19 protein-coding genes and 1 riboswitch are annotated in these 22390 nt (G+C 71.4%); of the genes, 8 read left to right on the top strand and 11 right to left on the bottom strand.

Annotated features, from left to right (window positions below; all coding sequences use genetic code 11):
• Positions 1 to 66 precede the first annotated feature (66 nt).
• The 4 genes from G515_RS0115265 (at position 67) to G515_RS0115250 (ending at position 2638) form a co-directional block, all read left to right on the top strand.
• A complete protein-coding gene (locus G515_RS0115265) occupies positions 67 to 498 on the top strand; it encodes a DUF6325 family protein (protein ID WP_028660835.1) in 432 nt (143 codons plus the stop codon).
• Positions 499 to 592: 94 nt separating this feature from the next.
• Positions 593 to 994, top strand: a complete 402-nt coding sequence (locus tag G515_RS0115260; RefSeq protein WP_028660834.1) for an SHOCT domain-containing protein — start codon at positions 593 to 595, stop codon at positions 992 to 994.
• Positions 995 to 1091: 97 nt separating this feature from the next.
• A complete protein-coding gene (locus G515_RS0115255; protein ID WP_028660833.1) occupies positions 1092 to 1931 on the top strand; it encodes an aldo/keto reductase in 840 nt (279 codons plus the stop codon).
• A 20-nt stretch (positions 1932 to 1951) separates the two neighbouring features.
• Positions 1952 to 2638 (top strand): peptidylprolyl isomerase, encoded by a 687-nt coding sequence (locus tag G515_RS0115250; RefSeq protein WP_028660832.1) that lies wholly within the window; start codon positions 1952 to 1954, stop codon positions 2636 to 2638.
• A 56-nt stretch (positions 2639 to 2694) separates the two neighbouring features.
• Here G515_RS0115250 and G515_RS0115245 read toward each other — a convergent pair whose 3' ends face one another.
• Positions 2695 to 4062, bottom strand: a complete 1368-nt coding sequence (locus G515_RS0115245) for an NAD(P)-binding protein (protein WP_028660831.1) — start codon at positions 4060 to 4062, stop codon at positions 2695 to 2697.
• 162 nt (positions 4063 to 4224) lie between these two features.
• Here G515_RS0115245 and pepN point away from each other — a divergent pair, with 162 nt between their 5' ends.
• The 4 genes from pepN to G515_RS0115220 all read left to right on the top strand — a co-directional run bounded on the left by pepN (position 4225) and on the right by G515_RS0115220 (position 12758).
• Positions 4225 to 6705, top strand: coding sequence for an aminopeptidase N (gene pepN / locus G515_RS0115240; RefSeq protein ID WP_028660830.1), 2481 nt, complete (start codon positions 4225 to 4227; stop codon positions 6703 to 6705).
• A 274-nt stretch (positions 6706 to 6979) separates the two neighbouring features.
• On the top strand, positions 6980 to 8248 hold the full coding sequence (locus G515_RS0115230; protein ID WP_051218462.1) for an amidohydrolase: 1269 nt from the start codon (positions 6980 to 6982) through the stop codon (positions 8246 to 8248).
• 101 nt (positions 8249 to 8349) lie between these two features.
• A complete protein-coding gene (locus tag G515_RS21765) occupies positions 8350 to 9837 on the top strand; it encodes an exonuclease SbcCD subunit D (RefSeq protein WP_084653637.1) in 1488 nt (495 codons plus the stop codon).
• Positions 9837 to 12758, top strand: a complete 2922-nt coding sequence (locus G515_RS0115220; RefSeq protein ID WP_028660828.1) for an AAA family ATPase — start codon at positions 9837 to 9839, stop codon at positions 12756 to 12758. The genes G515_RS21765 and G515_RS0115220 overlap by 1 nt, the downstream gene beginning before the upstream one ends.
• Before the next feature lie 181 nt (positions 12759 to 12939).
• On the opposite strand, the gene gcvP is transcribed toward G515_RS0115220, so the two are convergent.
• The 10 genes from gcvP to clsA all read right to left on the bottom strand — a co-directional run bounded on the left by gcvP (position 12940) and on the right by clsA (position 22332).
• Positions 12940 to 15807, bottom strand: a complete 2868-nt coding sequence (gcvP, locus tag G515_RS0115215) for an aminomethyl-transferring glycine dehydrogenase (protein WP_028660827.1) — start codon at positions 15805 to 15807, stop codon at positions 12940 to 12942.
• Between the two features lie 94 nt (positions 15808 to 15901).
• Positions 15902 to 15997: riboswitch (glycine riboswitch) on the bottom strand.
• 142 nt (positions 15998 to 16139) lie between these two features.
• Positions 16140 to 16727, bottom strand: a complete 588-nt coding sequence (locus G515_RS0115210) for a MerR family transcriptional regulator (protein ID WP_028660826.1) — start codon at positions 16725 to 16727, stop codon at positions 16140 to 16142.
• A gap of 381 nt (positions 16728 to 17108) precedes the next feature.
• A complete protein-coding gene (locus tag G515_RS0115205; protein WP_028660825.1) occupies positions 17109 to 17576 on the bottom strand; it encodes a bifunctional nuclease family protein in 468 nt (155 codons plus the stop codon).
• A 62-nt stretch (positions 17577 to 17638) separates the two neighbouring features.
• The gene (gene ftsR, locus G515_RS0115200; RefSeq protein WP_028660824.1) at positions 17639 to 18376 is read right to left on the bottom strand and encodes a transcriptional regulator FtsR; all 738 of its coding nucleotides are present in this window, start codon (positions 18374 to 18376) and stop codon (positions 17639 to 17641) included.
• A 5-nt stretch (positions 18377 to 18381) separates the two neighbouring features.
• Entirely contained in the window at positions 18382 to 18888 is a 507-nt protein-coding gene (locus G515_RS0115195) for a zinc-ribbon and FHA domain-containing protein (protein ID WP_028660823.1), read from the bottom strand.
• Between the two features lie 110 nt (positions 18889 to 18998).
• Positions 18999 to 19385, bottom strand: a complete 387-nt coding sequence (gcvH, locus tag G515_RS0115190; protein WP_028660822.1) for a glycine cleavage system protein GcvH — start codon at positions 19383 to 19385, stop codon at positions 18999 to 19001.
• 86 nt (positions 19386 to 19471) lie between these two features.
• Positions 19472 to 20413 (bottom strand): DUF881 domain-containing protein, encoded by a 942-nt coding sequence (locus G515_RS21760; RefSeq protein ID WP_245565429.1) that lies wholly within the window; start codon positions 20411 to 20413, stop codon positions 19472 to 19474.
• Positions 20406 to 20738: a small basic family protein gene (locus G515_RS0115180; RefSeq protein WP_028660821.1), complete on the bottom strand. Its 333-nt coding sequence runs from the start codon at positions 20736 to 20738 to the stop codon at positions 20406 to 20408. The genes G515_RS21760 and G515_RS0115180 overlap by 8 nt, the downstream gene beginning before the upstream one ends.
• Positions 20735 to 21649, bottom strand: a complete 915-nt coding sequence (locus G515_RS0115175; RefSeq protein ID WP_028660820.1) for a DUF881 domain-containing protein — start codon at positions 21647 to 21649, stop codon at positions 20735 to 20737. Before G515_RS0115175 ends, G515_RS0115180 begins: the two co-directional genes overlap by 4 nt.
• Entirely contained in the window at positions 21646 to 22332 is a 687-nt protein-coding gene (gene clsA, locus G515_RS21755; protein WP_084653636.1) for a cardiolipin synthase ClsA, read from the bottom strand. Before clsA ends, G515_RS0115175 begins: the two co-directional genes overlap by 4 nt.
• Positions 22333 to 22390 lie beyond the last annotated feature (58 nt).

The following is a 22390-nucleotide window of genomic DNA, read 5'->3' as shown; positions in this document are numbered from 1 at the left end:
GGATCTCAGAGCACCACCTCAGCGATATCTCAGCCGTTCCACCACCGGCGGCGCTAGGGTCGGGTCATGAGCCTCGGCCCCATCGAAGTCGTGTCCATCGCGTTCCCCGGCAACCGGTTCACCGGCGAGATCATCCCCGAACTGGAGCGCCTCACCTCCAGCGGCACGATCACCGTCATCGACGGAGTCCTCGCCACCCGTGATCAGGACGGCCCCGTCACCTTCGTCGAACTCGACGAGGTCGACGGAGGTGACGGCGACGCCGGGCGCCTCGCCGCTCTCCTCGACCGGGTCGAAGGGCTGGTCTCGGATGAGGACGTCGAGGAGCTCGCCGGCGCCCTCGAGCCCAACAGTTCCGCGGCGATCCTGGTCTTCGAGCACACCTGGATGAAGCCGCTGCGCGACGCCATCTTCGCCTCCGGCGGCGAGCTGATGGCCGACCTGCGCGTGCCCGGTCCCGTCGTCGAGGAGCTGATGGCCACCCTGGCCGAGAGCTGAGCCCGACCCACCCCCGCTGCCCGTCCGGGCAGCCCGCACACCCCGCCGGCGCCGAGTCCGCCGGCATCCGAGTCCGAAATCGAGGAGAAGTCTCATGATTGGTCGCGTAGGACGCCCCGGCCTGATCGGCACCATGGCCCGCACCGCCGTCATCTCCGGGACCGCCACCGCGGTGAGTGGTGGCGTCGCCCGTCGACAGCAGAACCGCTGGGCGAACAAGGCCGCCGAGCAGGAGGCGGCCCAGCAGGCGGAGTACCACGCCCAGCAACAGGCGCAGTACCAGGCCCAGCAGGCTCAGCAGGCCCAGGCCGAGATGGTGGCCATGCAGGCCCAGCTCGACCAGCTCCAGGCCGCCAAGCAGGCCCCGGCCGTCGCGGCCCCCGCCGGCGGTGGCGACGACCTGATGGCCCAGCTGAGCAAGCTGGCCGACCTGAAGAGCCAGGGGCTGCTCAATGACGCCGAGTTCGCCGCGGCGAAGGCCAAGCTGCTCGGCTGAGCCACCGGCACCGGCGTTGTCGGCACCGCCGACCCGCGCGCCCGTCCCCGACCCGGGGGCGGGCGCGCGCTCGTGTCCGGCCTCTACGGTGAGGGGTATGACCGACGCGCTACCGCTCGCCCTCAACGACGGTTCCACCCTCCCCCCGATCGGGTTCGGCACCTACCCGCTGACCGGTGAGGAGGGTACGGCGGCGATCCTCAGCGCCATCGAGGTCGGCTACCGGCTGCTCGACACCGCGGTCAACTACGGCAACGAGGCCGAGGTCGGCGAGGCGATCCGCCGCTCCGGCGTACCCCGCGAGGAGCTCACCGTCTGCACCAAGCTGCCCGGTCGGCACCACGGCTTCGACGACGCCGTCCGCAGCTCCCTCGGGTCGCTCGAGCGGCTCGGCATCGACCAGATCGACCTCCACCTGATCCACTGGCCCAACCCCCGGCACGACAGGTACGCCGAGGCCTGGCGTGCGCTGGTCCACCTCCAGGAGGAGGGGCTGGTGCGCTCGATCGGCGTCTCCAACTTCACCGCGTCCCAGCTGCACCGCATCATCGAGGAGACCGGGGTGACCCCCGCGGTGAACCAGCTCGAGCTGCACCCCTACTTCCCCCAGGCCGAGATGCGCGCTGTGAACCGATCCCTCGGCATCCAGACCGAGTCGTGGAGTCCGCTGGGCAAGCGGCAGGCGCCGTTCTCCGAACCACCGGTCGCGGCCGCTGCCGAGGCCCACGGGGTCACCCCCGCCCAGGTGATCCTGCGCTGGCAGCTACAGCTCGGTGCGGTGCCCATCCCGAAGTCGGCAGCCCCCGAGCGGCAGCGGCTCAATCTGGACGTCTTCGGCTTCGCCCTCAGTGAGGCCGAGGTCGAGGCGATCTCGGCACTCGCCCGAGCCGACGGCCGGCTGTTCGGGGGCGACCCCGACACCCACGAGGAGATGTGAGCGTCTCTATCCTTGCGCCCATGCTGAAGCGATCCGCTCGTGCCGCCGTACTCCTGCTCGCCGTCGGGGTGCTCGCCGCCTGCGGTGACGACTCCGAGCCCACCACTGCCTCCGACTCGGCTTCCCAGACCGAGTCCCAGGCCGGGGGCGTGAGCTGCGAGTACGTCGAGGGCGGCGAGGCGGCCGCGGACGTCGATCTGCCCGAGGCGACCGCCTCCGAGGACGGCACCGTCGAGGTCACGGTCCAGACCAGCGCGGGCGACCTCGGCCTGACCCTCGACGCGGCCGCTGCGCCGTGCACGGTCAACTCCTTCCTCTCCCTCGCCGAGCAGGGCTTCTACGACGACACGACCTGCCACCGGATGACCGTGCTCGACGGGTTCGAGGTGCTCCAGTGCGGCGACCCGACCGGGACCGGCGCGGGTGGCCCCGGCTACTCCTTCGCCGACGAGCTGACCGGCAAGGAGACCTACCCCGCCGGCACGGTCGCGATGGCCAACGCCGGCCCGGACACCAACGGCTCCCAGTTCTTCCTGGTCTACGGCGACACCCAGCTCAGCCCCGACTACACCGTCTTCGGCACCCTCGACAAGGCCGGCCAGGCGGCGATCGAGAAGGTCGCCCAGGACGGCGTCGACGACGCCAACGGCCAGGGCGACGGTGCGCCCAACACCCCCGTCGAGATCACCGGGGTCACCGTCGACTGATCCCAGGTCGATCCCCGGCTGTCCCCGGCGTCCCGGGGTGAACCGGCGTCGGTGGGTCACATGAAGGTGGCCAGCCGGGCGAGCCCGCCGGCGCTGTGCGCGGCCACCCGCTCTCGGGCGGCGTCCAGGGCCGGGGAGGCGGGGTGGCCCGGTGGGATCCGCGCCGGGTTGAGGGCGACCGTGTCAGCCCACTCCTTGATGTCCGGCTCGGCCAGGAACGACGCGGAGGCCCGGGCCCCCATCACGGTCATGGCCGCCCACTGCGCCAGCGAGCCGGCGTAGACCGACGGCGGGCAGAGCCGGTTCTTCTCGGCGTCCCCGGCGCGGGTCGCCTCGACGTACCCGATCAGTGCCGCTCCGAAGCACGGGAACCCCGCCCGGATCGGCTGGAGCGTGATCGCCCGAGGGCGCCAGACCGGGACCAGCGGTGGGTACTTCAGGCCGTCCGCCGCGCAGTGCACCACCATTGCGTCCCTGGCCACACTGATCGATCCGTCGGGGAAGGTGAGCCTGCCCGGTGAGACAGCCGTGAGATGTCCTCGGCGGACGACGTTCTCCACGGTGCGCAACCGATCGACCTCCCAGATCGCCAGAGTGGGCGTCTTGGCCATCGTCGCCGGCACGCCGCGGTCGATGCGGAGCATGATGCCCGCATCCTCCAGCCGGCCGAACAACTCCTCCATCGAGCCCGCATCGGTCGCCGCCGCCATGATGTCGCCGACCATGCCGAGGAAGACGGCCGGATCCGGTTGGACGCGGGCACGGTTCAGCATCCACGGTTCGCGTGGGCGCACCCAGGTGACCGCGTCGGGGTCGACCCCCCGGGCGAGCAGCCAGACGCAGGCGTCCGTCGCGGTCTTGCCCGAGCCGACCACCACGTAGGCGCTGGGTGCCCGGGTGAGACGGGCGAGCTCGTTGACCGGCACCACACACGCGTCCTCGGAGACCTTGAACGGAGGCGGCTTCTCGGCCGGCACGCTCGGCGCGAGATACCGGGCATCGACGATCCGGCAGCTCTCGGGCACCTCGAGCCGATCCCCGGAGACGAGCGAGACCACCGTGTGCTCACCGTCGAACTCGCAATTGGGCAGGAACTCCACCCGGCCCGCCCCGACCATCCGGTCGAGCACCCGGCCGTAGTAGGCACAGATCTCCGCTCCGGCCGCGCGCTCGTGCAGCCCGGTCTCCGGGCCGACCCGCTGCACCCGGCCCTCGCCCAACAGGGTGGAGGCGACCCCGTAGAAGGCGGAGGCCTGGTGCAGCCGCACGAACGGGTACGCCGCGAGCCAGTGGCCGCCGGCCGCGTGTCGCCGGTCCACCATCGCCACCCGGACGTCGGCATGGTCGATCAGCGCGTCGGTGAAGGCCATCCCGGCGGCCCCCGCCCCCACGACGAGGTAGTCAGCCTCGATCTGCCGACCCATCCACCAACGGTGGCACCGTCCGGGCCCGATGTCACCGGCCGACGGGTGAAACCTCGCCGAGCGACGCCCCGGCCGGCCGAGTCGCTCGGGGGCCTTCACCCGGCTCGGTGACCTCGGCCCGGGCACACTCCGCTCGCTGGGACGGCCGCCTACGCTGACCGCGTGCCCTCCACCTATCCCAGCCTGCTGCGCGCCGAGGCAGCCGCCCGTGCCGCCCTGCTCGACGTACTCGACTACGACGTGCACCTCGACCTGGCCGCCGACGAGGCCACCTTCGAATCGCACACGACCATCCGTTTCCGCAGCGCCGGCGGCTCGAGCTTCCTCGACCTCAAGGCGCCGACCGTGCACTCGCTCCGGCTCGACGGCACCGAGCTCGGCGCCGAGGCGCTGGACCGGGGGCGGGTGGCATTCACGGCCGGACCGGGCGAGCACGAGTTCGTCGTACGGGCCACGATGGAGTTCCGCCGCGACGGCGAGGGGCTGCACCGCAGCCTCGATCCGGCCGACGACCGCCCCTACGTCTACGCGATGTCCTTCATGGACGCGGCCCCCAGCATCTTCGCCTGCTTCGACCAGCCCGACCTCAAGGCACCGTTCACCCTCCACGTGCGCGCCCCCGAGGGTTGGTCGGTGGTCGGCAACGCACCGCTGGCCGCCACCGAGCGGGGCGCCGACGGCAGCACCGAGTGGCACTTCGAGCGGAGTCGTCCGCTCTCGACGTACTTCGTGACGTTGGTGGCCGGGCCCTACCACCTGATCCGTGAGGAGCACGACGGCATCCCGCTCTCGCTCAGCGCACGGGCCAGCCTCGCCGGCGACCTGGAGGCGGACGCCGAGGAGCTGTTCACCCTGACCCGCCAGTGCTTCGACGAGTTCCACCGGCTCTTCGGTATCCGCTACCCGTTCGGCGACTACCACCAGGCGTTCGTGCCGGAGTTCAACGCCAGCGCGATGGAGAACCCCGGCTGCGTCACCTTCCGGGACCCCCTCATCTTCAGCAGCAAGGTCACCCGCGGGCAGCGCATCCAGCGCGCCACCACCATCGCCCACGAGATGGCCCACCAGTGGTTCGGCAACCTGGTCACACCGCAGTGGTGGGACGACCTGTGGCTCAACGAGTCCTTCGCCGAATACATGGGCAACCGCGTCACCGCCGACGTCACCGAGTACGCCGACACCTGGGTCCACAACGCCTACGCCCGGCGCCAGTGGGGCCTGGTCGCCGACCAGCGGCCGAGCACCCACCCGGTGGCCGGCAACGGTGCGAGCGATGCCTCCGGCGCCCTGCAGGACTTCGACGGGATCTCCTACGCCAAGGGGTCCAGCATCCTCAAGCAGCTCAACGCCCGGCTCGGCGACGAGGTCTTCTTCAGGGGCGTGATCGCCCACTTCGAGACCCACCGGTTCGGCAACGCCACGATGCACGACCTGTTCGGCTCCTGGGAGTTCGCCGGCGCCCCCGACCTGGCCGCCTTCACCGCACCGTGGCTGCGAACCGCGGGGGCCGACTCGATCCGCCTCGACCGGCCCGCGGGTCTGCTGCGCTGCGAACCGCCGGGCGCGCAGTCGGCTGACCGCGAGCACGTGATCCGGATCGCCCGGGCCGAGCCGGGCGGGTCCTGGCGGACCGAGCGGGTTCTCGTGACCGGTGAGGGGATCCCGCTCGACGCCGGCATGGACGCCGTCCTGCCCGACCCGTTCGAGGACACCTTCGCGGTTGCCGAGCCCGACGAGGTGACGGTGGCCGCGCTCCCGGACCTGTTCCCGCGCACCGACGACGCACTGCTGCGCGCCGGGATCTGGAATCACCTACGCAGTGCCTACCGCCATGCCCGGCTGGCACCGGCCGCCGTCATCGGGCTGCTCGAGGCCGGGATCGGCGTGGAGGACTCCGACGACGCGCTCTTCTACACCCTCCCGTGGGTGCTCGGCGCCGTCGTCCCGCTTGCCCCTGCGGGCGCGCGCGATCGGGTCCACGCCGCCGTACTCGCCAAGACCGAAGGTTCTGCTCCCGGGTCGACCCTGCAACTGGCCGCGTTCCAGGCGGCGGTGGACTCCTGTTCGGACCCTGCCGTTCTCCGCGGCTGGCTCGCGTCCGCGCCCGCAGGGGTCGAGGTCGACCTCGACCTGCGGTGGCGGATCCTGGTGCGGCTCTCCGTGCTCGGTGAGGTGGACCGCACCGAGTTGCGCGCCGCACACGAGGCCGAGCCGACCAACCGGTCCAGGATCGAGCTCACCCGGGCGCTGTCCTCGCTCCCCGACGGCGAGGCCAAGGCCTATGCCTGGGCGCGATTCACCGGCGAGGTCGAGGTCTCCAACTACGAACTCCAGGCCGCGGGGCTCGGGATGTGGCGGCACGGCCAGGAGCACCTGACCCAGGAGTACGCCGGACGGTACTTCCAAGAGCTGCCCGGCACTGTGGCGGTGCGCTCGGGTTGGGTGCTGGCCGACGCCGCGGCCGACTACTTCCCCACCGCCGCCGATGACCAGCAGACACTCGGCCGGGTCCGGACCCTCCTTGAGAACGACGCGCTCGCGCCGCCGCTGCACCGTCGTCTGGTCGACGCCGCGGACGACACCCGGGTCCGGCAAGCCATCCGGGAGGCCTACCCGGCCGCGAACGCGACCATCGGCGCCTGACCTTCGGTCGGCCCCCGCCGTCGGGCAGCCGCCCCATCCGCTTCGCGACGGTCGGGATCAGGTCACGGCGCGACCGCGTGACCTCGCGGGTCGGCGATGCCCACAGCCGGGCGGACCTCCTCCGAGGACCCATGGATCTCCTCCCTACACTGCGCATCGTGGGTGCTGCCGGCCGGACCGGTCATCGCTGTCGCCCCAGTGCTCTGCGTCCCGAAGGCCACGCCCGCCCTCGTGGTACGACCCGGATCCGTACTCACCCAGGAGAAGCCCGCTGATGTCGACCCCGCCGTCCTCTGAAACCGTGTCCCCGGCCCTGACCCTCGGGCTGGAGGATCGTCTCGAGCACTGGCAGGAGGTCTATCGCGACCTCCACCGCCACCCCGAGGTGGCCTTCGCCGAGACGCGCACCGCCGCCGTGGTCGCACAGACGCTCCGCGCCCTGACCGGCTGGCAGGTCACCGAGGGGATCGGCGGAACCGGCGTGGCCGGCGTACTCGAGAACGGCGAGGGACCGACCATCCTGCTGCGCGCCGACATGGACGCGCTCCCCGTGGCGGAGGCCACCGGGCTCTCCTACGCCTCGGTGGAGCAGGGCGTCATGCACGCGTGCGGCCACGACGTACACACCGCGTCGCTCCTCGGCGCCTGCGCCCAGCTCAGCGCCAATCCACAGGCCTGGAGCGGCACCGTCGTCGCCGTCTTCCAGCCCGCAGAGGAGGTTGGCAGCGGCGCCCGCGCGATGCTGGACGACGGTCTGCTCGATCTCATCCCGCCGCCCGAGGTGTGCCTGGGGCAGCACGTGGCCCCGTTCCCCGGTGGCGTGGTGGCCACCCGGCCCGGCGTCCTGATGGCGGCCTCGGACAGTCTCCGACTCACCCTGAACGGTGCCGGCGGCCACGCCTCCTCGCCCGAGCGGGCGGTCAGCCCCGTGGTCCTCGCCGCCGCCGTCATCATGCGACTGCAGACCTACTCGGCACAGCAGGCCCCGCTCTCCCTCGCCCCCGTGCTCACGCCCGGGGCGGTCAACGCCGGCCAGGCGGCCAACGTCATCCCGGATCAGGCCGAGGTGCTGATGAGCCTGCGCACCTTCACCCCCGAGTCGCGGGCCAAGACCCTCGCCGCGGTGGAGCGAATCGTACGTGCGGAGGCCGAGGCATCCGAGGCACCCGAGCCGCCGACGGTGGAGGCTTTCAATCCCTTCCCCGTGACGGTCAACGACGAGGCCGCGGCCGAGCGGGTGATGGAGAGCCTGCGTGGGAGCGGCCGGACCGTGTTCACGCTGCCCGCGCCGATGGCCGGGAGCGAGGACTTCGGCGAGTTCGGGACGCGCATCGGGTGCCCGTCGGTGTTCTGGCACTTCGGCGGCGTGCCCGCCCAGCGCTTCGGTACCGACGGCCTGACCGCCCTGGCTCAGGGAGGCGGGCTGCCCGAGGGCGTGTACGCCAACCACTCGCCGTTCTTCGCGCCCGACCCCGAAGTCGCCGTACCCGCGGGAATCCGCCAACTGCTGGGGGTGGCGGACTCCTGGATCGCGCGCCGCTGACCGGTCCGCACGGATCGGACGGCTGTCGCCGGGCAGCGTCACATGGGGGGTCTCGGCGTGGGTGAGCAAGACTGTCGGCGGTCGCTCCTAGGTTGAGGGGTATGCGGATCCTGCACACCTCCGACTGGCACCTGGGGCGGTCCTTCCACCGGGAGGGCATGCTCGTCCATCAGGCCGCCTTCGTCGACCACCTGCTCGACGTGGTCGAGCAGGAGCAGGTGGATCTGGTCGTTCTCGCCGGTGACGTCTACGACCGGGCCCTGCCCCCGGTCGACGCCGTCCAGTTGGCCGACGAGGCGCTGGCCCGACTGGCGGCCTCCCGGGCCCAGGTGGTGATCACCAGCGGCAATCACGACTCCGCTCGTCGACTGGGCTTCAGCTCCCGGCTGATCGACGCAGCAGGGGTCTACATCCGTGCCGACGCCGGCCGCGTGGGGCGGCCGGTGTTGCTCGGGGATGAGCATGGTCCGGTGGCCGTGCACGGCCTCCCCTACCTCGACCCTGACGCCGTCCGGGAGCCCTGGCAGTTGCCGGTCCGCTCCCACGCCGCCGCGCTGGGCGAGGCCATGCGACGGGTCCGAGCAGACCTGGCGGGACGTTCCGGGGCCACCCGGTCGGTCGTGCTGGCGCACGCCTTCGTGGCCGGTCAGTCCGCCCCGGAGCCCTCGGAGTCCGAGCGTGACATCTCCGTCGGTGGCGTCTCGATCGTGCCGACCACCCTGTTCGAGGGCATCTCCTACACCGCGCTCGGCCATCTGCACGGCCGGCACACCCTGACCGAGACGGTCCGTTACAGCGGGTCGCCGCTGGCCTACTCCTTCTCCGAGGCCGATCAGCGCAAGGGCACCTGGCTGGTCGAGCTGGGCGCCTCGGGCCTCACCTCGGCCGCCTTCATCGAGGCCCCGGTGCCGCGCCCGCTGGCCCGCCTCCGCGGCGAGCTGGAGACGTTGCTCACCGACCCGGCGCTCGGCCGGCACGAGCAGTCCTGGGTGCAGGCCACGCTGACCGACCCGGTGCGACCGATGCAGGCCATGGAGCGGCTGCGCCGCCGTTTCCCGCACACCCTGGTGCTCGGCTTCGAGGCCACTGCTCCCGTAATCGGGCGGATGCCGACGCTCGGCCACCGGGTCCGTGACCGCGACCTGGTCCGTGAGTTCGTCACCGAACTGCGGGGCACCGCTCCCTCCGCCGCCGAAGCCGCCCTGCTGGACCTGGCCGTCGACGCGTGTTGTGAGGACCCTGACCTCGATCACCTGGTCAGCGACGACGAGCCCGTCGCCCCGCTCATCGTCTCGGGCCCGGCCGCAGCCCCTGAGCCCGGATCCACCGATTCTGCGCCAACTGCGCGCCCCCAGGCTGAGCCGTCCGATGCTCTCGAGGGCACGGGGCCGACGTCGCCGTCCGAACCTTCTCCCGCTCCCGTAGCGGATCGTGACTCCGAGGAAGCCACGGCGCCGGGTCCCGTCGGGCCGGAGCCGGGGCCCGGGTCGCGGGGACCGGACCTGGAGCGTTCACCTTCACCGGAGCGCGACGCCGTCGCGCCCACTCGCTCCGACGCCGCCGACGACTACGCGGAGACCCTGTTCTGATGCGCCTGCACACCGTGGAGATCACCGCCTTCGGGCCCTTCACCGAGACTGTCCGGGTCGACTTCGATCGGCTCTCCGACGCCGGGCTCTTCCTCTTCACCGGTCCCACCGGCGCGGGCAAGACCAGCGTCCTGGACGCCGTCTGCTTCGCCCTCTACGGCGATGTCCCCGGCGACCGGGCGATGGCCAAGCGGCTGCGGTCCGACCATGCCGCGCCGGGCGCGGCCCCGCGGGTCGAGCTCGAGACCACCGTGGCCGGCCGTCGGTTCCGCATCACCCGTAGTCCCTCCTGGGAGCGGCCCAAGAAACGCGGATCCGGCACCACGACCCAGCAGGCCTCGGTCGTGCTGGCCGAGCGCGTCGACGGGGAATGGAGCACCCTCTCCACCCGACTCGACGAGGCGGGCCATCAGGTCACCGAACTGCTCGGCATGACCCTGAGCCAGTTCACCCAGGTCGCGATGCTGCCCCAGGGCCGCTTCCAGGCCTTCCTGCGGGCGAAGTCCGAGGAGCGACAGGAGTTGCTGCAGCGGCTCTTCCGCACCCGTCGTTACGCCGAGGTGGAGCACTGGCTGCGCGAGCATCGCCTCGACCTGCGGCACCGCTCGGACTCCGCCCACAAGACCCTCGCCGACGTCGTCAGCCGGGTCAGCGAGACCGCCGGCGCCGATCTTCCCGGGGCCTGGGATCCGGCCGACCTCGCCGCCCCCGCCGAGGACGGTTCGCTCGAGGTCTGGTCCGCCGAGACCCTCCGCGCCGCCGATGCGGCCGCTCAGTCCGCGGAGCGCGATCGCGTCGAGGCCGCCGAGCACGAGGTCGCCACCCGCCAGCGCCTCGATGCCGCGCGTCAGCTCGCCACCCGACGCGCCCGAGTGTTGCGGGCCCAGGACGACCATGAGCGACTCGGGGCTCACACGAGCGAGATGGCCCAGATCCGCACCCGGCTCGCCGCCGCGCACCGGGCGGCCACTGTCCTGCCGCTCGCCCGGGTCGCCGAGCAGGCCCGCCGGGCCCACCGCGACGCCACTGCCGCCGTGCGCCAGACCATCAGCAGGGCCGAGCTGCGGACCGCGATCGATGAGCTCAACGAGCGGCTCACCACGGTCCGAGGTCTGCTCCCACGGGAGCAGGAGTTGGACGGCACCCGGGCCGAGCTGACGACCATCGCCGATCGGTTGACCGGGGCGGAGCAGGCCCGGGCCACGGCCCGGGCCGAGTGCGAGCGCCTCCCCGGCGCCGTGGCAGCCCTGCGGCAGGAACTGGAGGCGGGCCACGAAGCGGACGGCAAGGTCGAGGCCACCGCCGCGAGACTGGATTCGCTGGTGATGGCCGACGAGCTGGGGCCGCGAGTCGAGGCGCTCCATGCCGAGCACCAGGCCGCTCGCGAGCGGGTGCTCACCGCCAGGGAGCGCCTGATCGACGTGCGGCAGGAGCGGCTCAACCACATGGCGGCCGAGTTGGCGGGTGGGCTCGCGGTCGGAGCCGACTGCCCGGTCTGCGGGTCGGCCGAGCATCCGGCGAAGGCCGCCCCGGTCGAGGGGGCGGCCGATGCGGCCGCCGAACGGGCCGCCCAGCACGAGGTCGACGACGCCAACTCCGCGGAGCATGTCCTGGGTCTCACGCTCGGTGAGCAGACCACCCGCCTCCGCATCGCACGTGAGCAGGCCACCGGGCACACCCGGGAGTCCCTCACGGCCACGCTTCGCGAACTGCGGAGCGCTGCTGCCCGGCTGCCCCAGCTCCGGGCCGACCTGGCCGCCGCTGAGCAGCGCGAGAGTGATCAGCGTGCCCTGCTGAACGACCTCAGCGTCGAGGTTGCCAAGCTGCATGAGCAGTCCCGCGCGGTGACGGCTCAGCGCGACCGGCTCGAGGCGGTCGTCTCCGCGATGCTCGAGGAGACCGAGCACGACACGCTGGGCGGGCTGGCCGAGGCCTTGGGCGCCGAGGTGCGGCAGCGGCAGGACGACCTCGCCGCGCTCGAACAGGCTGAGCGCACCCGCGCGGCCCTGGCCTCGGCCACCGCCACGGTGGAGGAGGCGAGTGCCTCGGCCGGCTTCGACTCGGTCGACGACGCGGTCCGGCAGGCACTCCCTGCCGGCACGGTGGAGGAGTTGGAGCAGCGCCTCCGAGCGCACGACCGCGACCTCGCGGTCACCGAGGCCGTCCTGGCCGAGCCCGACGCCGACGAGCTGCTGGCCGCCGAGGTCCCGTCACTCGATGACCTGGGCGAGGCTCATCGCGCCGCCCTCGCGGGGGCCAACGACAGCGCCGCTGCGGCGCGAGGCACCAGCAGGCGGGCCGGCCGTCTCCGGGCGCTTCACGGAGACCTCGCAGGAGAGCTGGGCAGCTGGGCTCCCCTGCAGCGGGAGCTGCGGCTTGCCGAGTCCGTCTCGCAGTTCGTCGAGGGCAAGCACCCCGACAACCGGCTGAAGATGCGGCTCGCCGCCTACGTCGTCGCCTACCGCCTCACCCAGGTGGTCGCGGCCGCCAACGAGCGACTGGCGCGGATGAGCGACCAGCGCTACAGCCTGGAGCACTCCGCCGAGCGCGGGGCGCGCGACACTCGCGGCGGGCTCAGCCTGCTGATCCGCGACGACTGGTCGGGTGAGTCCCGAGACCCGGCGACCCTGTCCGGCGGTGAGACCTTCGTGGTCTCTCTCGCCCTCGCCCTCGGACTGGCCGACGTGATCACGCAGGAAGCCGGGGGCGCCGAGCTCGACACCCTCTTCGTCGACGAGGGGTTCGGCTCGCTCGACGCTGACACGCTCGACGACGTGATGGACACCCTCGACGCGCTCCGCGATGGCGGTCGGGTGGTCGGGGTGGTCAGCCACGTGGCCGAGATGCGCGACCGCATCCCGGCCCAACTGGTGGTGAGCAAGGCCCGGGCGGGCTCCACCGTTCAGGTGCGCGCGGACTGAGCCTGGGTCCATCGATCTTCGCCGTCGCGAGCGTTCACCGGACGGATGTGCCGGCAAGGCGGAGCGCCGACGGGTCTGAGGCCGATCGCGGTGCGACACCGCAGCCGGCACCGCCGGATGGCGGCGCCGGCTGCGGACGCAGGATCGATGGATCCGGGCTGGCCCTGACCCGGGCCGGGGCTCACTCCGCGAAGGCCTCCGGGGAGGGGCAGGAGCAGACCAGGTTACGGTCGCCGTAGGTGTTGTCGATCCGGCCGACCGGGGGCCAGTACTTGTCGGCGTCCACACCCGACGGGAACACCGCGGTCCCCCGGTCGTAGCCCCGGGCCCACTCGCCGGCCAGCATGCGGGTGGTGTGCGGAGCACCGCGCAGCGGAGATTCCTCGACACTCCACTCGCCGGCGCCGACCCGGTCGATCTCGCCCTTGATCGCGATCATCGCGTCGATGAACCGGTCGATCTCGCCGAGGTCCTCGGACTCGGTCGGCTCGACCATCAGGGTGCCGGCCACGGGGAAGGACATCGTCGGCGCGTGGAAGCCATAGTCGATCAGCCGCTTGGCGACATCGTCGACGCTGACGCCGGTCTCCTTGGTGATCTGGCGCAGGTCCAGGATGCACTCGTGGGCGACCAGGCCGCCGTGTCCGGTGTAGAGCACTGGGAAGTGCTCGCGCAGGCGAGCGGCGACGTAGTTGGCGGAGAGCACCGCCGCGGCGGTGGCCTCGACCAGTCCGGCCGCTCCCATCAGGCGGATGTAGGCCCAGGAGATCGGCAGGATGCCGGCCGACCCGTACGGCGCGGCGCTGACCGGGCCGATCCCCGTCTGCTGCTCGGGGTTCGGGTGCTGACCGTGGGTGGGGAGGTACGGCGCCAGGTGGGCGCGCACGGCGACCGGGCCGACCCCGGGGCCGCCGCCACCGTGCGGGATGCAGAAGGTCTTGTGCAGGTTCAGGTGCGAGACGTCGCCACCGAACTCGCCGGGCTTGGCGTAGCCGAGCAGGGCGTTGAGGTTGGCGCCGTCGACGTACACCTGGCCGCCGTGGCTGTGCACGACCTCGCACAGTTCGCCGATGGTGTCCTCGTAGGCACCGTGCGTGGACGGGTAGGTCACCATGATCGCGGAGAGCGTCTCGGCGTGCTTGTCACACAGGGAACGCAGGTGGTCGAGGTCCACGGTGCCGTCCGCGGCGGTCTTCACGACGACCACCTTCATGCCGGCCATGACCGCCGAGGCGGCGTTGGTGCCGTGCGCGGAGGCGGGGATCAGGCAGATCTCGCGCTGGGTGTCGCCGTTGGCCCGGTGGTAGCCACGGATGGCCAGCAGGCCGGCGAGCTCACCCTGGGATCCGGCGTTGGGCTGGATCGAGACCCGGTCGTACCCGGTGACCTCGGCGAGCCAGCCCTCCAGCTCCCCGACCAGACGGGCGTAGCCGCGCGCGTCCTCGGCCGGCACGAACGGGTGGAGGTCGGCGAAGCCGGGCAGCGAGATCGGCTCCATCTCGGCGGTGGCGTTGAGCTTCATCGTGCACGAACCGAGCGGGATCATGCCGCGGTCGAGGCCGTAGTCGCGGTCGGAGAGTGTGCGCAGGTAACGCAGCATCTGGGTCTCGCTGCGGTGGCTGTGGAAGACCTCGTGGGTGAGGAAGTCGGTGCTGCGCCGCAGCGCGCCGGGCAGCGCGTCCGCGGTGGTCCGGTCGACCTCGTCGAGATCGGCTTCGACGCCGAAGGCACGGAGCAGCGCGCTCAAGGTCGACCGGGTGGTGGTCTCCGAGGTGGAGATGCCCACCGTGTCCGCGTCGACGGACCGAAGGTGCAGACCGAGCGAGCGAGCGGCGGCCACGACCTCGGCAGCCCGGCCGGCGACGCGCACCGTCAGGGTGTCGAAGAACTCCTCGTGCGCCACCTCGAGCCCGGCCGCGCGCAGCGCACCGGCCAGGACGGCGGCGTACCGGTGAGTGCGGTAGGCGATGTCGCGGATGCCCTCCGGGCCGTGGTAGACGGCGTACATGCTGGCAACGACCGCGAGCAGGACCTGGGCGGTGCAGATGTTGGAGGTCGCCTTGTCACGGCGGATGTGCTGTTCGCGGGTCTGCAGCGCCAGGCGGTACGCCGGGCGGCCCTGCGAGTCGACGGAGACGCCGACCAGGCGACCGGGGAGGTGTCGCTCCAGCCCCTCGCGCACGGCCATGTAGCCGGCGTGCGGACCGCCGTAGAAGAGCGGGACGCCGAAGCGCTGGGTCGTGCCGACCACGACATCGGCGCCGAGTGCGCCGGGCGCTTCGAGCAGGGCGAGGGCGAGCAGGTCGGCGGCGACCACGGCCTGTGCTCCGCGAGCGTGGGTCTCCTCGATCACCGCGCGGGGGTCGAGGACCCGTCCGGAGGCACCGGGGTACTGCACGAGGACACCGCACAGGTCGCCGTCCGGCAGCCCCTGGGTCAGGTCGGCGACCACGACGTCGATACCCATCGCCTCGGCGCGGGTGCGCACCACCTCGATGGTCTGGGGAAGGGCGTCGGCGTCGAGGACGAACGGGCCGCTCGCCGACTTGTTGGCGCGCCGCACCAGCGTCATCGCCTCGGCGGCGGCGGTGCCTTCGTCGAGCAGCGAGGCGTTGGCGGTCGGGAGACCGGTCAGGTCACCGACCATCGTCTGGAAGTTGATCAGCGCCTCGAGGCGGCCCTGGGAGATCTCCGGCTGGTACGGCGTGTAGGCGGTGTACCAGCTCGGGTCCTCGAGCACGTTGCGTCGGATCACCGGCGGGGTGACGGTGCCGTAGTAGCCGAGGCCGATCAGGGTCTCCCCCGGCTTGTTCTGGCCGGCCAACTCCCGCGCGAGCGCGGCGACGGCGCTCTCCGAGATCGGCGAGGGCAGGTCGAGGGTGTCGGCCGACTTGATGCCGCCCGGGACCGCGGCGTCCATGAGGGCACCGATGCTGTCGTAGCCGAGGACGCCCAGCATCCTCTGCTGCGCCTGCTCGGTCAGGCCGACGTGGCGGCGGGCGAACTGGGCGACTGCGTCGAGCTCGGAGAGCGACGGGGAGTCTGACACGGATGCTCCTGGGGATGCGGACGGGTCGGTCCCTCCCCCTCTGTCACACACACCAGTCCGGCGACATGGCCTTTCGACATGGCTTCAGAGTTGCCTGGCCCACATGGTCGCGTTGCCTGAGAGATTCCGGGGAGGAATTGCCCCTTCGGCGCTCCGCACGATCTCCTCGGAGCTCTCCCACGCGGGATGTACAGCGAGACCCAGCATACTGCCCGGGGCTCCGGAACGCCGTGTCCGCGTCCACGGGTCCTCCTCGGAACAGTCCCGCTCCGGACGCGACGCGGCCCCGATCCTGGTGGGGATCGGGGCCGAATGGCTCGTGCGGCGGCGGCTCAGCCGGCCGTACGAGCGGCGCGTCGGGCGGCGAGCTCGTCGTTCTGGTCGGCGGCGGCCGCGGTGTCGGTGCGTTCGCTCGGCAGATCGGAGAGGGTGCCCTCGATCTCCCGCCAGACTCCTCCGATGGCGATCCCGAAGACGCCCTGCCCACCCTGGAGCAGGTCGATGACCTCGTCGTTGCTGGTGCACTCGTAGACCGAGGCGCCGTCGCTCATGAGGGTCACCCGGGTGAGGTCGTCGGTGCCGCGCTCACGCAGGTGCGTGACCGCACCGCGGATCTGCTGGAGGGAGATCCCGGCATCGAGCAGCCGCTTGATCACCTTCAGGATGAGGATGTCGCGGAAGGAGTACAGCCGCTGGGTGCCTGATCCGGTCGCACCGCGGACACTGGGCTCGACCAGCCCGGTGCGTGCCCAGTAGTCGAGCTGGCGATAGGTGATGCCGGCGACGTTGCACGCGGTGGGACCGCGGTAGCCGGCGTCTCGGGGCAGAGGGGATACATCATCGGTGAAGAGCAGCCCCTGCTCCTCCGCCTGGTGCGCGGCCAGAGCTGCCTCGGCAGCCTCCTGCTCGTGCTCGTTCACGCGGTCCTCCGTGGTCTACTCCGTTGAGCGTAACTCCTGAGGGGGAAGGGCCGCGACCGAAGTGCAGCGGTGGAGTTACACCGGAGACACTTCAAGGTAGATGTGCGGTCGGGGTCGGTCAACGAGCGCGGCGGCGTGTCGCCCCCGTCGACTGACGCCCCGCCGTGGCCCGCAGCGACACCGTGACCATCGCCACCGCGTCCCGTACCCGGTGAGTTGCCTGGATGGGCCGGACCGGCTCGGTCGTTCACGGACGTGGACTCGGTGTGGACCAGCGGTCGGGTCGGCGCAGACGTACGCCGCCACGCTCGGGCGGTCAGGACCGAGAAACCCTCGCGAGCCACGCAGCCTGCGACCTGACCGGCGGGCCGCCGGCTCGGGTCAGTGGGCGTCGAAGTCCTCGGGTGAGACGTGGTCGAGGAACTCCCGGAACTTCTCCACCTCGTCCTCCTGCTCGGCAGGGACCGCGAGGCCGGCCTCGTCGAGGACGTCGTCGGCACACACGATCCGGGTGCCGGTGCGCAGCGCCAGCGCGATGGAGTCGGAGGGCCGGGCGCTGACCTCGGCGCCGGAGGAGAGCACCAGGGTGGCGTAGAAGACCCCGTCGGTGACGTTGGTGATCTGGACCTCGAGGAGCTCGTTGCCGGTGGCCTCGAGAACATCCTTGAGCAGGTCGTGCGTGAGCGGCCGCGGAGGTACGACGCCCTGCTGGGCGAACGCGATCGCGGTCGCCTCCACCGCCCCGATCCAGATGGGGAGGTAGCGCTCCCCGCCGGACTCACGCAGGAGCACGATCGGGCTGTTGGAAGGCATCTCGACCCGGACGCCCATCACATCGACTTCGCGCACATTTCCACCCTACTCCGAGTCCGAGGCCGCACGAGGACTGCGTGCGGCGGGGTCAGCGAGGCTCAGCGCCGCCGCAGACCCGCCTTGATCAAGGTGGCGTGCAACCGGACGGCCAGTGCGGCCACCTCGCTGGCGGTCTCCTCCGCCCGCGCCGACGCGGCGGCGTCGCTGGCTCTGCGGTGCGGCATGACGACCTGCTCGATCAGTCCGACCTCGCGGTCCGCGGCGGTGCGGAAGGACCGCAGGTGCCGGGGCTCGATGCCGTACTCGCCCAGTTCCCGGGCCGCGCGTGCGATCACCAGCGCATCGGTGTCGTAGTGCCCGGTGCGCAGCGCGGTCACCAGGCCGTGTTGTTCCAGCTCGGTCAGGAGCTCCTCGCTCACCTCGGCGATCTTGATCAGCTCACGCCGGGAGACGCGCAGGTCGTCGCGCCGCTGGAAGGACTCCTTGCCGGGCATCCCGTCGGCGGCGAGGACGACCTCGGGGACGGTGGGCACGACCGGTTGCAGCGGCGGCGGCTCCATGCCGCGGTCCATCGCGTCCAGGTGCTCGCCGATCACCTTGAGCGGCAGATAGTGGTCGCGCTGCACGCGGAGGATGTAGCGCAGCCGCTCGACGTCGGCGTGACTGAACTTGCGGTAGCCGGCCGGGGTGCGCTGGGGCTTGATCAGCCCCTTGTCCTCGAGGAACCGGATCTTGGGGATCGTCACGCCAGGGAAGTCCGGGCGCAGGATCTCGAGGACCTGACCGATGTTGAGGAGGGCGGCCGAGCCCCCCGTGGCAGCAGTGCTGGCCGCCATCGGCTTCAGCCCTCGTGACCGGCGTAGAACACCAGGCGGTACTTGCCGATCTGGACCTCGTCGCCGTCGGTGAGCGCCACCTCGTCGATCCGGTCACGATTGACGTAGGTGCCGTTGAGGCTCCCCACGTCACGCACGGAGAACCCCTCGGCGGAGCGGTGGAACTCGGCGTGATGACGGGAGACGGTCACGTCGTCCAGGAAGATCTCGGTGTCCGGGTGCCGCCCGGCGTGCACGATCGGCTGGTCGAGCAGGAACCGGCTTCCGGCGTCCGGGCCGCGCTGCACCACCAGCAGGGCGTGCCCCACCGGCAGCGCGTCGACCGCGGCTGCGTCGACCGGGTTGAGCGAGCGCTCCCCCGTCTCGATCTTCTCGTTGCCCACCGAGATGGTGGCGGTGGCATCGCTGACGGCTGGGCGCGGCGGCTCGATGGTCACGAGTCGCGTGCCGCACTGCGCGCAGAACCGAGCATCGTCGGGATTCTGACTCCCACACGCGGTGCAGAACGGCATGCCTGCTCCTTACCCTCCAGATGAGATTGACGGATGCAGCGAACCTATCAGTCCGGCGGCTGCATCTGTCGCCCTCACCCCTGGCGGGTGAGGGCGACGCGACGACCCGGTCAGCCCTCGAGCGAACCCTGGTAGGCGACCGAGTCCATCAGCTCGTCGAGCTGAGCCGGAACGCTCGGCACGACCTCGAAGAGCCAGCCGGCGGCGTACGGCTCGTCGTTGACGAGCTCGGGCTGCTCGTCGAGAGCGTCGTTGCGTGCGACGACCTCGCCGGTGACCGGCGCGTACAGGTCAGAGACCGACTTGGTCGACTCCAGCTCGCCGCAGGTCTCCCCCGCGGTCACGGTCTGACCGATCTCGGGCAGGGAGACATACACGATGTCACCGAGCGCGTCCTGGGCGTAGTGGGTGATGCCGATGCGCACCGAGCCGTCCTGCTCGCCGGGGGTGCGCACCCATTCGTGCTCGGAGGTGTAGCTCAGGTCCTCGGGGTACACGTCGAATCTCCTCGTCGATCGCTGGTCTGGGCCCGATCACCTGTACGGCGATCGGCTGCGGCCACACTTTACTGCCCGGAGGGGGTTCAGTCCTCCGGCCCCTGGACCACGCTCTCGATCTCGATCTCCTGCTGCTCGGTCACCTCGACGGTGGCGCCATCGGACTCGAAGGCGTCCTGCGGCCCGCGGGCGAAGGTCACGGCGCCGGCCAAGGTACTGGGCTCGCCGATCGCCTCGATGACGTACGGCGGTTCCACCAGCGTGCCGTCCACCAGCAGGCCGCCGGCGGCCTGCTCGAAGGAGGACTGGGCGACCAGGCGCACCTCGTCGTTCACCTCGATCGCCTCTGCCCCGATGGAGCGGAGCTCCTGGATCAGGTCGATGAAGTCGTCGACGTCGACCTGATCCCCCTCTTCGGTGATCGTGATCCTGATCCCCGGACCGGTGACCGGAACCCGCCCCGCGAGGATGTTGAGGGTCTGGACCTGATCCCGTGCCTGGTCCAGCGCGGCCTGGTTACGGGTGGTGTCTTCGCGGAGCTCATCACGGGTGCTCTCGAGGTCCTCCAGCTGCTCCTGCTGCTTCTGGCCGGTCACCGTGAGCGCGTTCAGCACGTCGATCAGTTCCTGCTGCCGCGCGCCGGCGTAGGTGTCGTCCTCCTCGGTGGTGTTGACCTGGGTCACCGCCGCGAAGCCGAGCGCCGCCAGGAGCACCCCGACCACCACCTGGCTCCGCCGGGGATGCCGGACCGCGTCGACCATCCGGGTCCGGGCACCTGAATCTTCCTCGCCCGGCTGGTTGTCCCCGGCGGGCCGACCCTCGGGTTCGGTCGCCGATTCGGACGCCGGGTCCGTCCTGTTGCTCGGCTCACCACTCAGCTCACCACTCAGCTCACCACTCGGCCCGGTGGTCGGCTCGGGTGCGGTGGTCGGCTCGGGTGCGGTGGTCGGCTCGACCCCAGAGGTCGACCCCGGTCCAGAGGTCGGCTCGGGTGCGGAGGTCGACTCGGGCTCGTTGGCCTCAGGCATGGAAGATGTGGCGCCGGATCGCGGCGACGTTGGAGAAGATACGGATGCCGAGCACGACGATGACGCCGGTGGAGAGCTGGGCTCCCACCCCCAGCTTGTCGCCGAGGTAGACGATGCCCGCAGCGATGACCACATTGGAGATGAACGAGACGACGAAGACCTTGTCGTCGAAGATCCCCTCCAGGAAGGCGCGGAGGCCGCCGAACACTGCGTCGAGGGCGGCCACCACCGCGATGGGGAGATAGGGCTCGAGGCCGATGGGCACGTCCGGCTGGAAGATGACGCCCAGGACGATCCCGACGACGAGTCCGATGGCGGCGATCACGGGCTCTCCTCGTTGTCGACTGGGTGTTTGGAGTCTTCTGCCCCTCCGAGCCGCACCTTACGCAGATCGAGCACGCGATCGGGCGCAGCGGGCAGTTCCAGTCCGTCGGCGTTGTCCATCGAGTAGGGCATCCCGAGCTGGGTGGTGAGGTCTTGGAACCGCAGTCCGGAGGTGGTCTCGGCGAAGCGTGCCTGAAGGACGTCCTGGTCACCGACCGCGCTCACTCGGTACGGCGGAGAGAGGGAGACGTCGTTGATCCGGACCGCCTGCCACGAGTTGCGCAGCGCGCTGAGCGAGGTGACCCGCTGCCCGTTGATGGCGATCCCTCGCGCGCCCGCCTCCCACAACCCGTTGACCAGCAGCCGCAGATCCCGGTCGCGGACGAGTCCGTCTCCCCCACCGGGTGCGTCGTCGACCACCGCCACGACGCCGTCGCCACGCATCTCCTCGAAACCGGTCTCGGTCGCCAGCGTGTCGGCGCGGGAGGTCATCCTCGTCGTCTCCGACCGAACCTCGTCGTTGCTGCCGGTGAGGGCGGTGTTGGCCGCACGGACCGTGGAGATGTCGCCCTGCTGGTCGTCCACGGTGCTGCGCACGGACGTGATCCGGTCGATCAGGGTGGCGCGGCTCGCACTGGCCACGTCGGCGTTCTCCGCCGTCTGCACGGCGGACACCGAGGCGAGCACACCGAAGGCCCCCACCACGACCGCGGTGAACACGCCCCTACGGGCCAGCGGGGACCGCTCCCGTTTCGGACCGATGCCGGCGGCCTGCCTGGCCCGCTTCCGCTCCGCGACGTGCTGGTAGTCCTCGTCCAGGGCTCCCCGCGTGATCCGGTCGAGCAGCGGTTGGTGCACCTGGTCGAGGACCTCGCCCGGCCCGTCGTGTCTGCCGGGTTCCTCGGGCGTCAACGCTCGGCCTCGGCAGAGGCATCGGAGTCGGCGTCGGAGCCGGAGGTCTCAGTGGCGGCGTCCCCGGCATCGCGGGACGTCGTGGCCAGCAGTTGGCGCACCTGCCATACATAGAGCAGGCCGGCCCACCAGTACAGACCGATGCCCCAGACGGCGAATGCCCAGCCGAAGACGTTGGCCAGGGTGGCCACGACCCCGCCACCGTCGCCGAGGAGCAGCAGGGGGAACGCGTAGAGCAGGTTGAAGGTGCCCGCCTTGCCGAGGAAGTGCACCGGCAGCGAGTTGTAGCCGCGGGTACGCAGCAGCGGCACCAGCCCGATCATGAGCAGGTCACGCAGCGGCAGGAGCACGGCCACCCACCACGGGATGACGTCGCGCAGAGCCAGCCCCACCACGACCGCCAGGATGTAGAGCCGGTCGGCAACGGGGTCGAGCAACATGCCGAGCTTCGAGGTCTGCCCGAGCCGGCGGGCGAGCCAGCCATCGAGCCAGTCAGTGATCCCGGAGACCACCAGGAGCAGCAGCGCCCAGCCGTCGGCCTCGGGTCCCAGCACCAGCCACAGGAAGACCGGCACCCCGGCCAGTCGCAGGGCACTGAGCAGGTTGGGGATGGTCCACACCCGCGACGTACGCGCGGAGGTCGGGGACGGTTCCCCTCCCGACTCACCCGAGGTGGCTGTCACTGACTCCGGCACGGGGTGAAACACTCCTTGGTCTGCGCGCACGCTGAAGTGCCGACGT

The organism is Nocardioides insulae DSM 17944 (genome assembly GCF_000422825.1).
GTDB lineage: Bacteria > Actinomycetota > Actinomycetes > Propionibacteriales > Nocardioidaceae > Nocardioides > Nocardioides insulae.
Note: the sequence above shows the minus strand (reverse complement) of the source record. Positions and strands in the feature narration are given on the sequence as shown.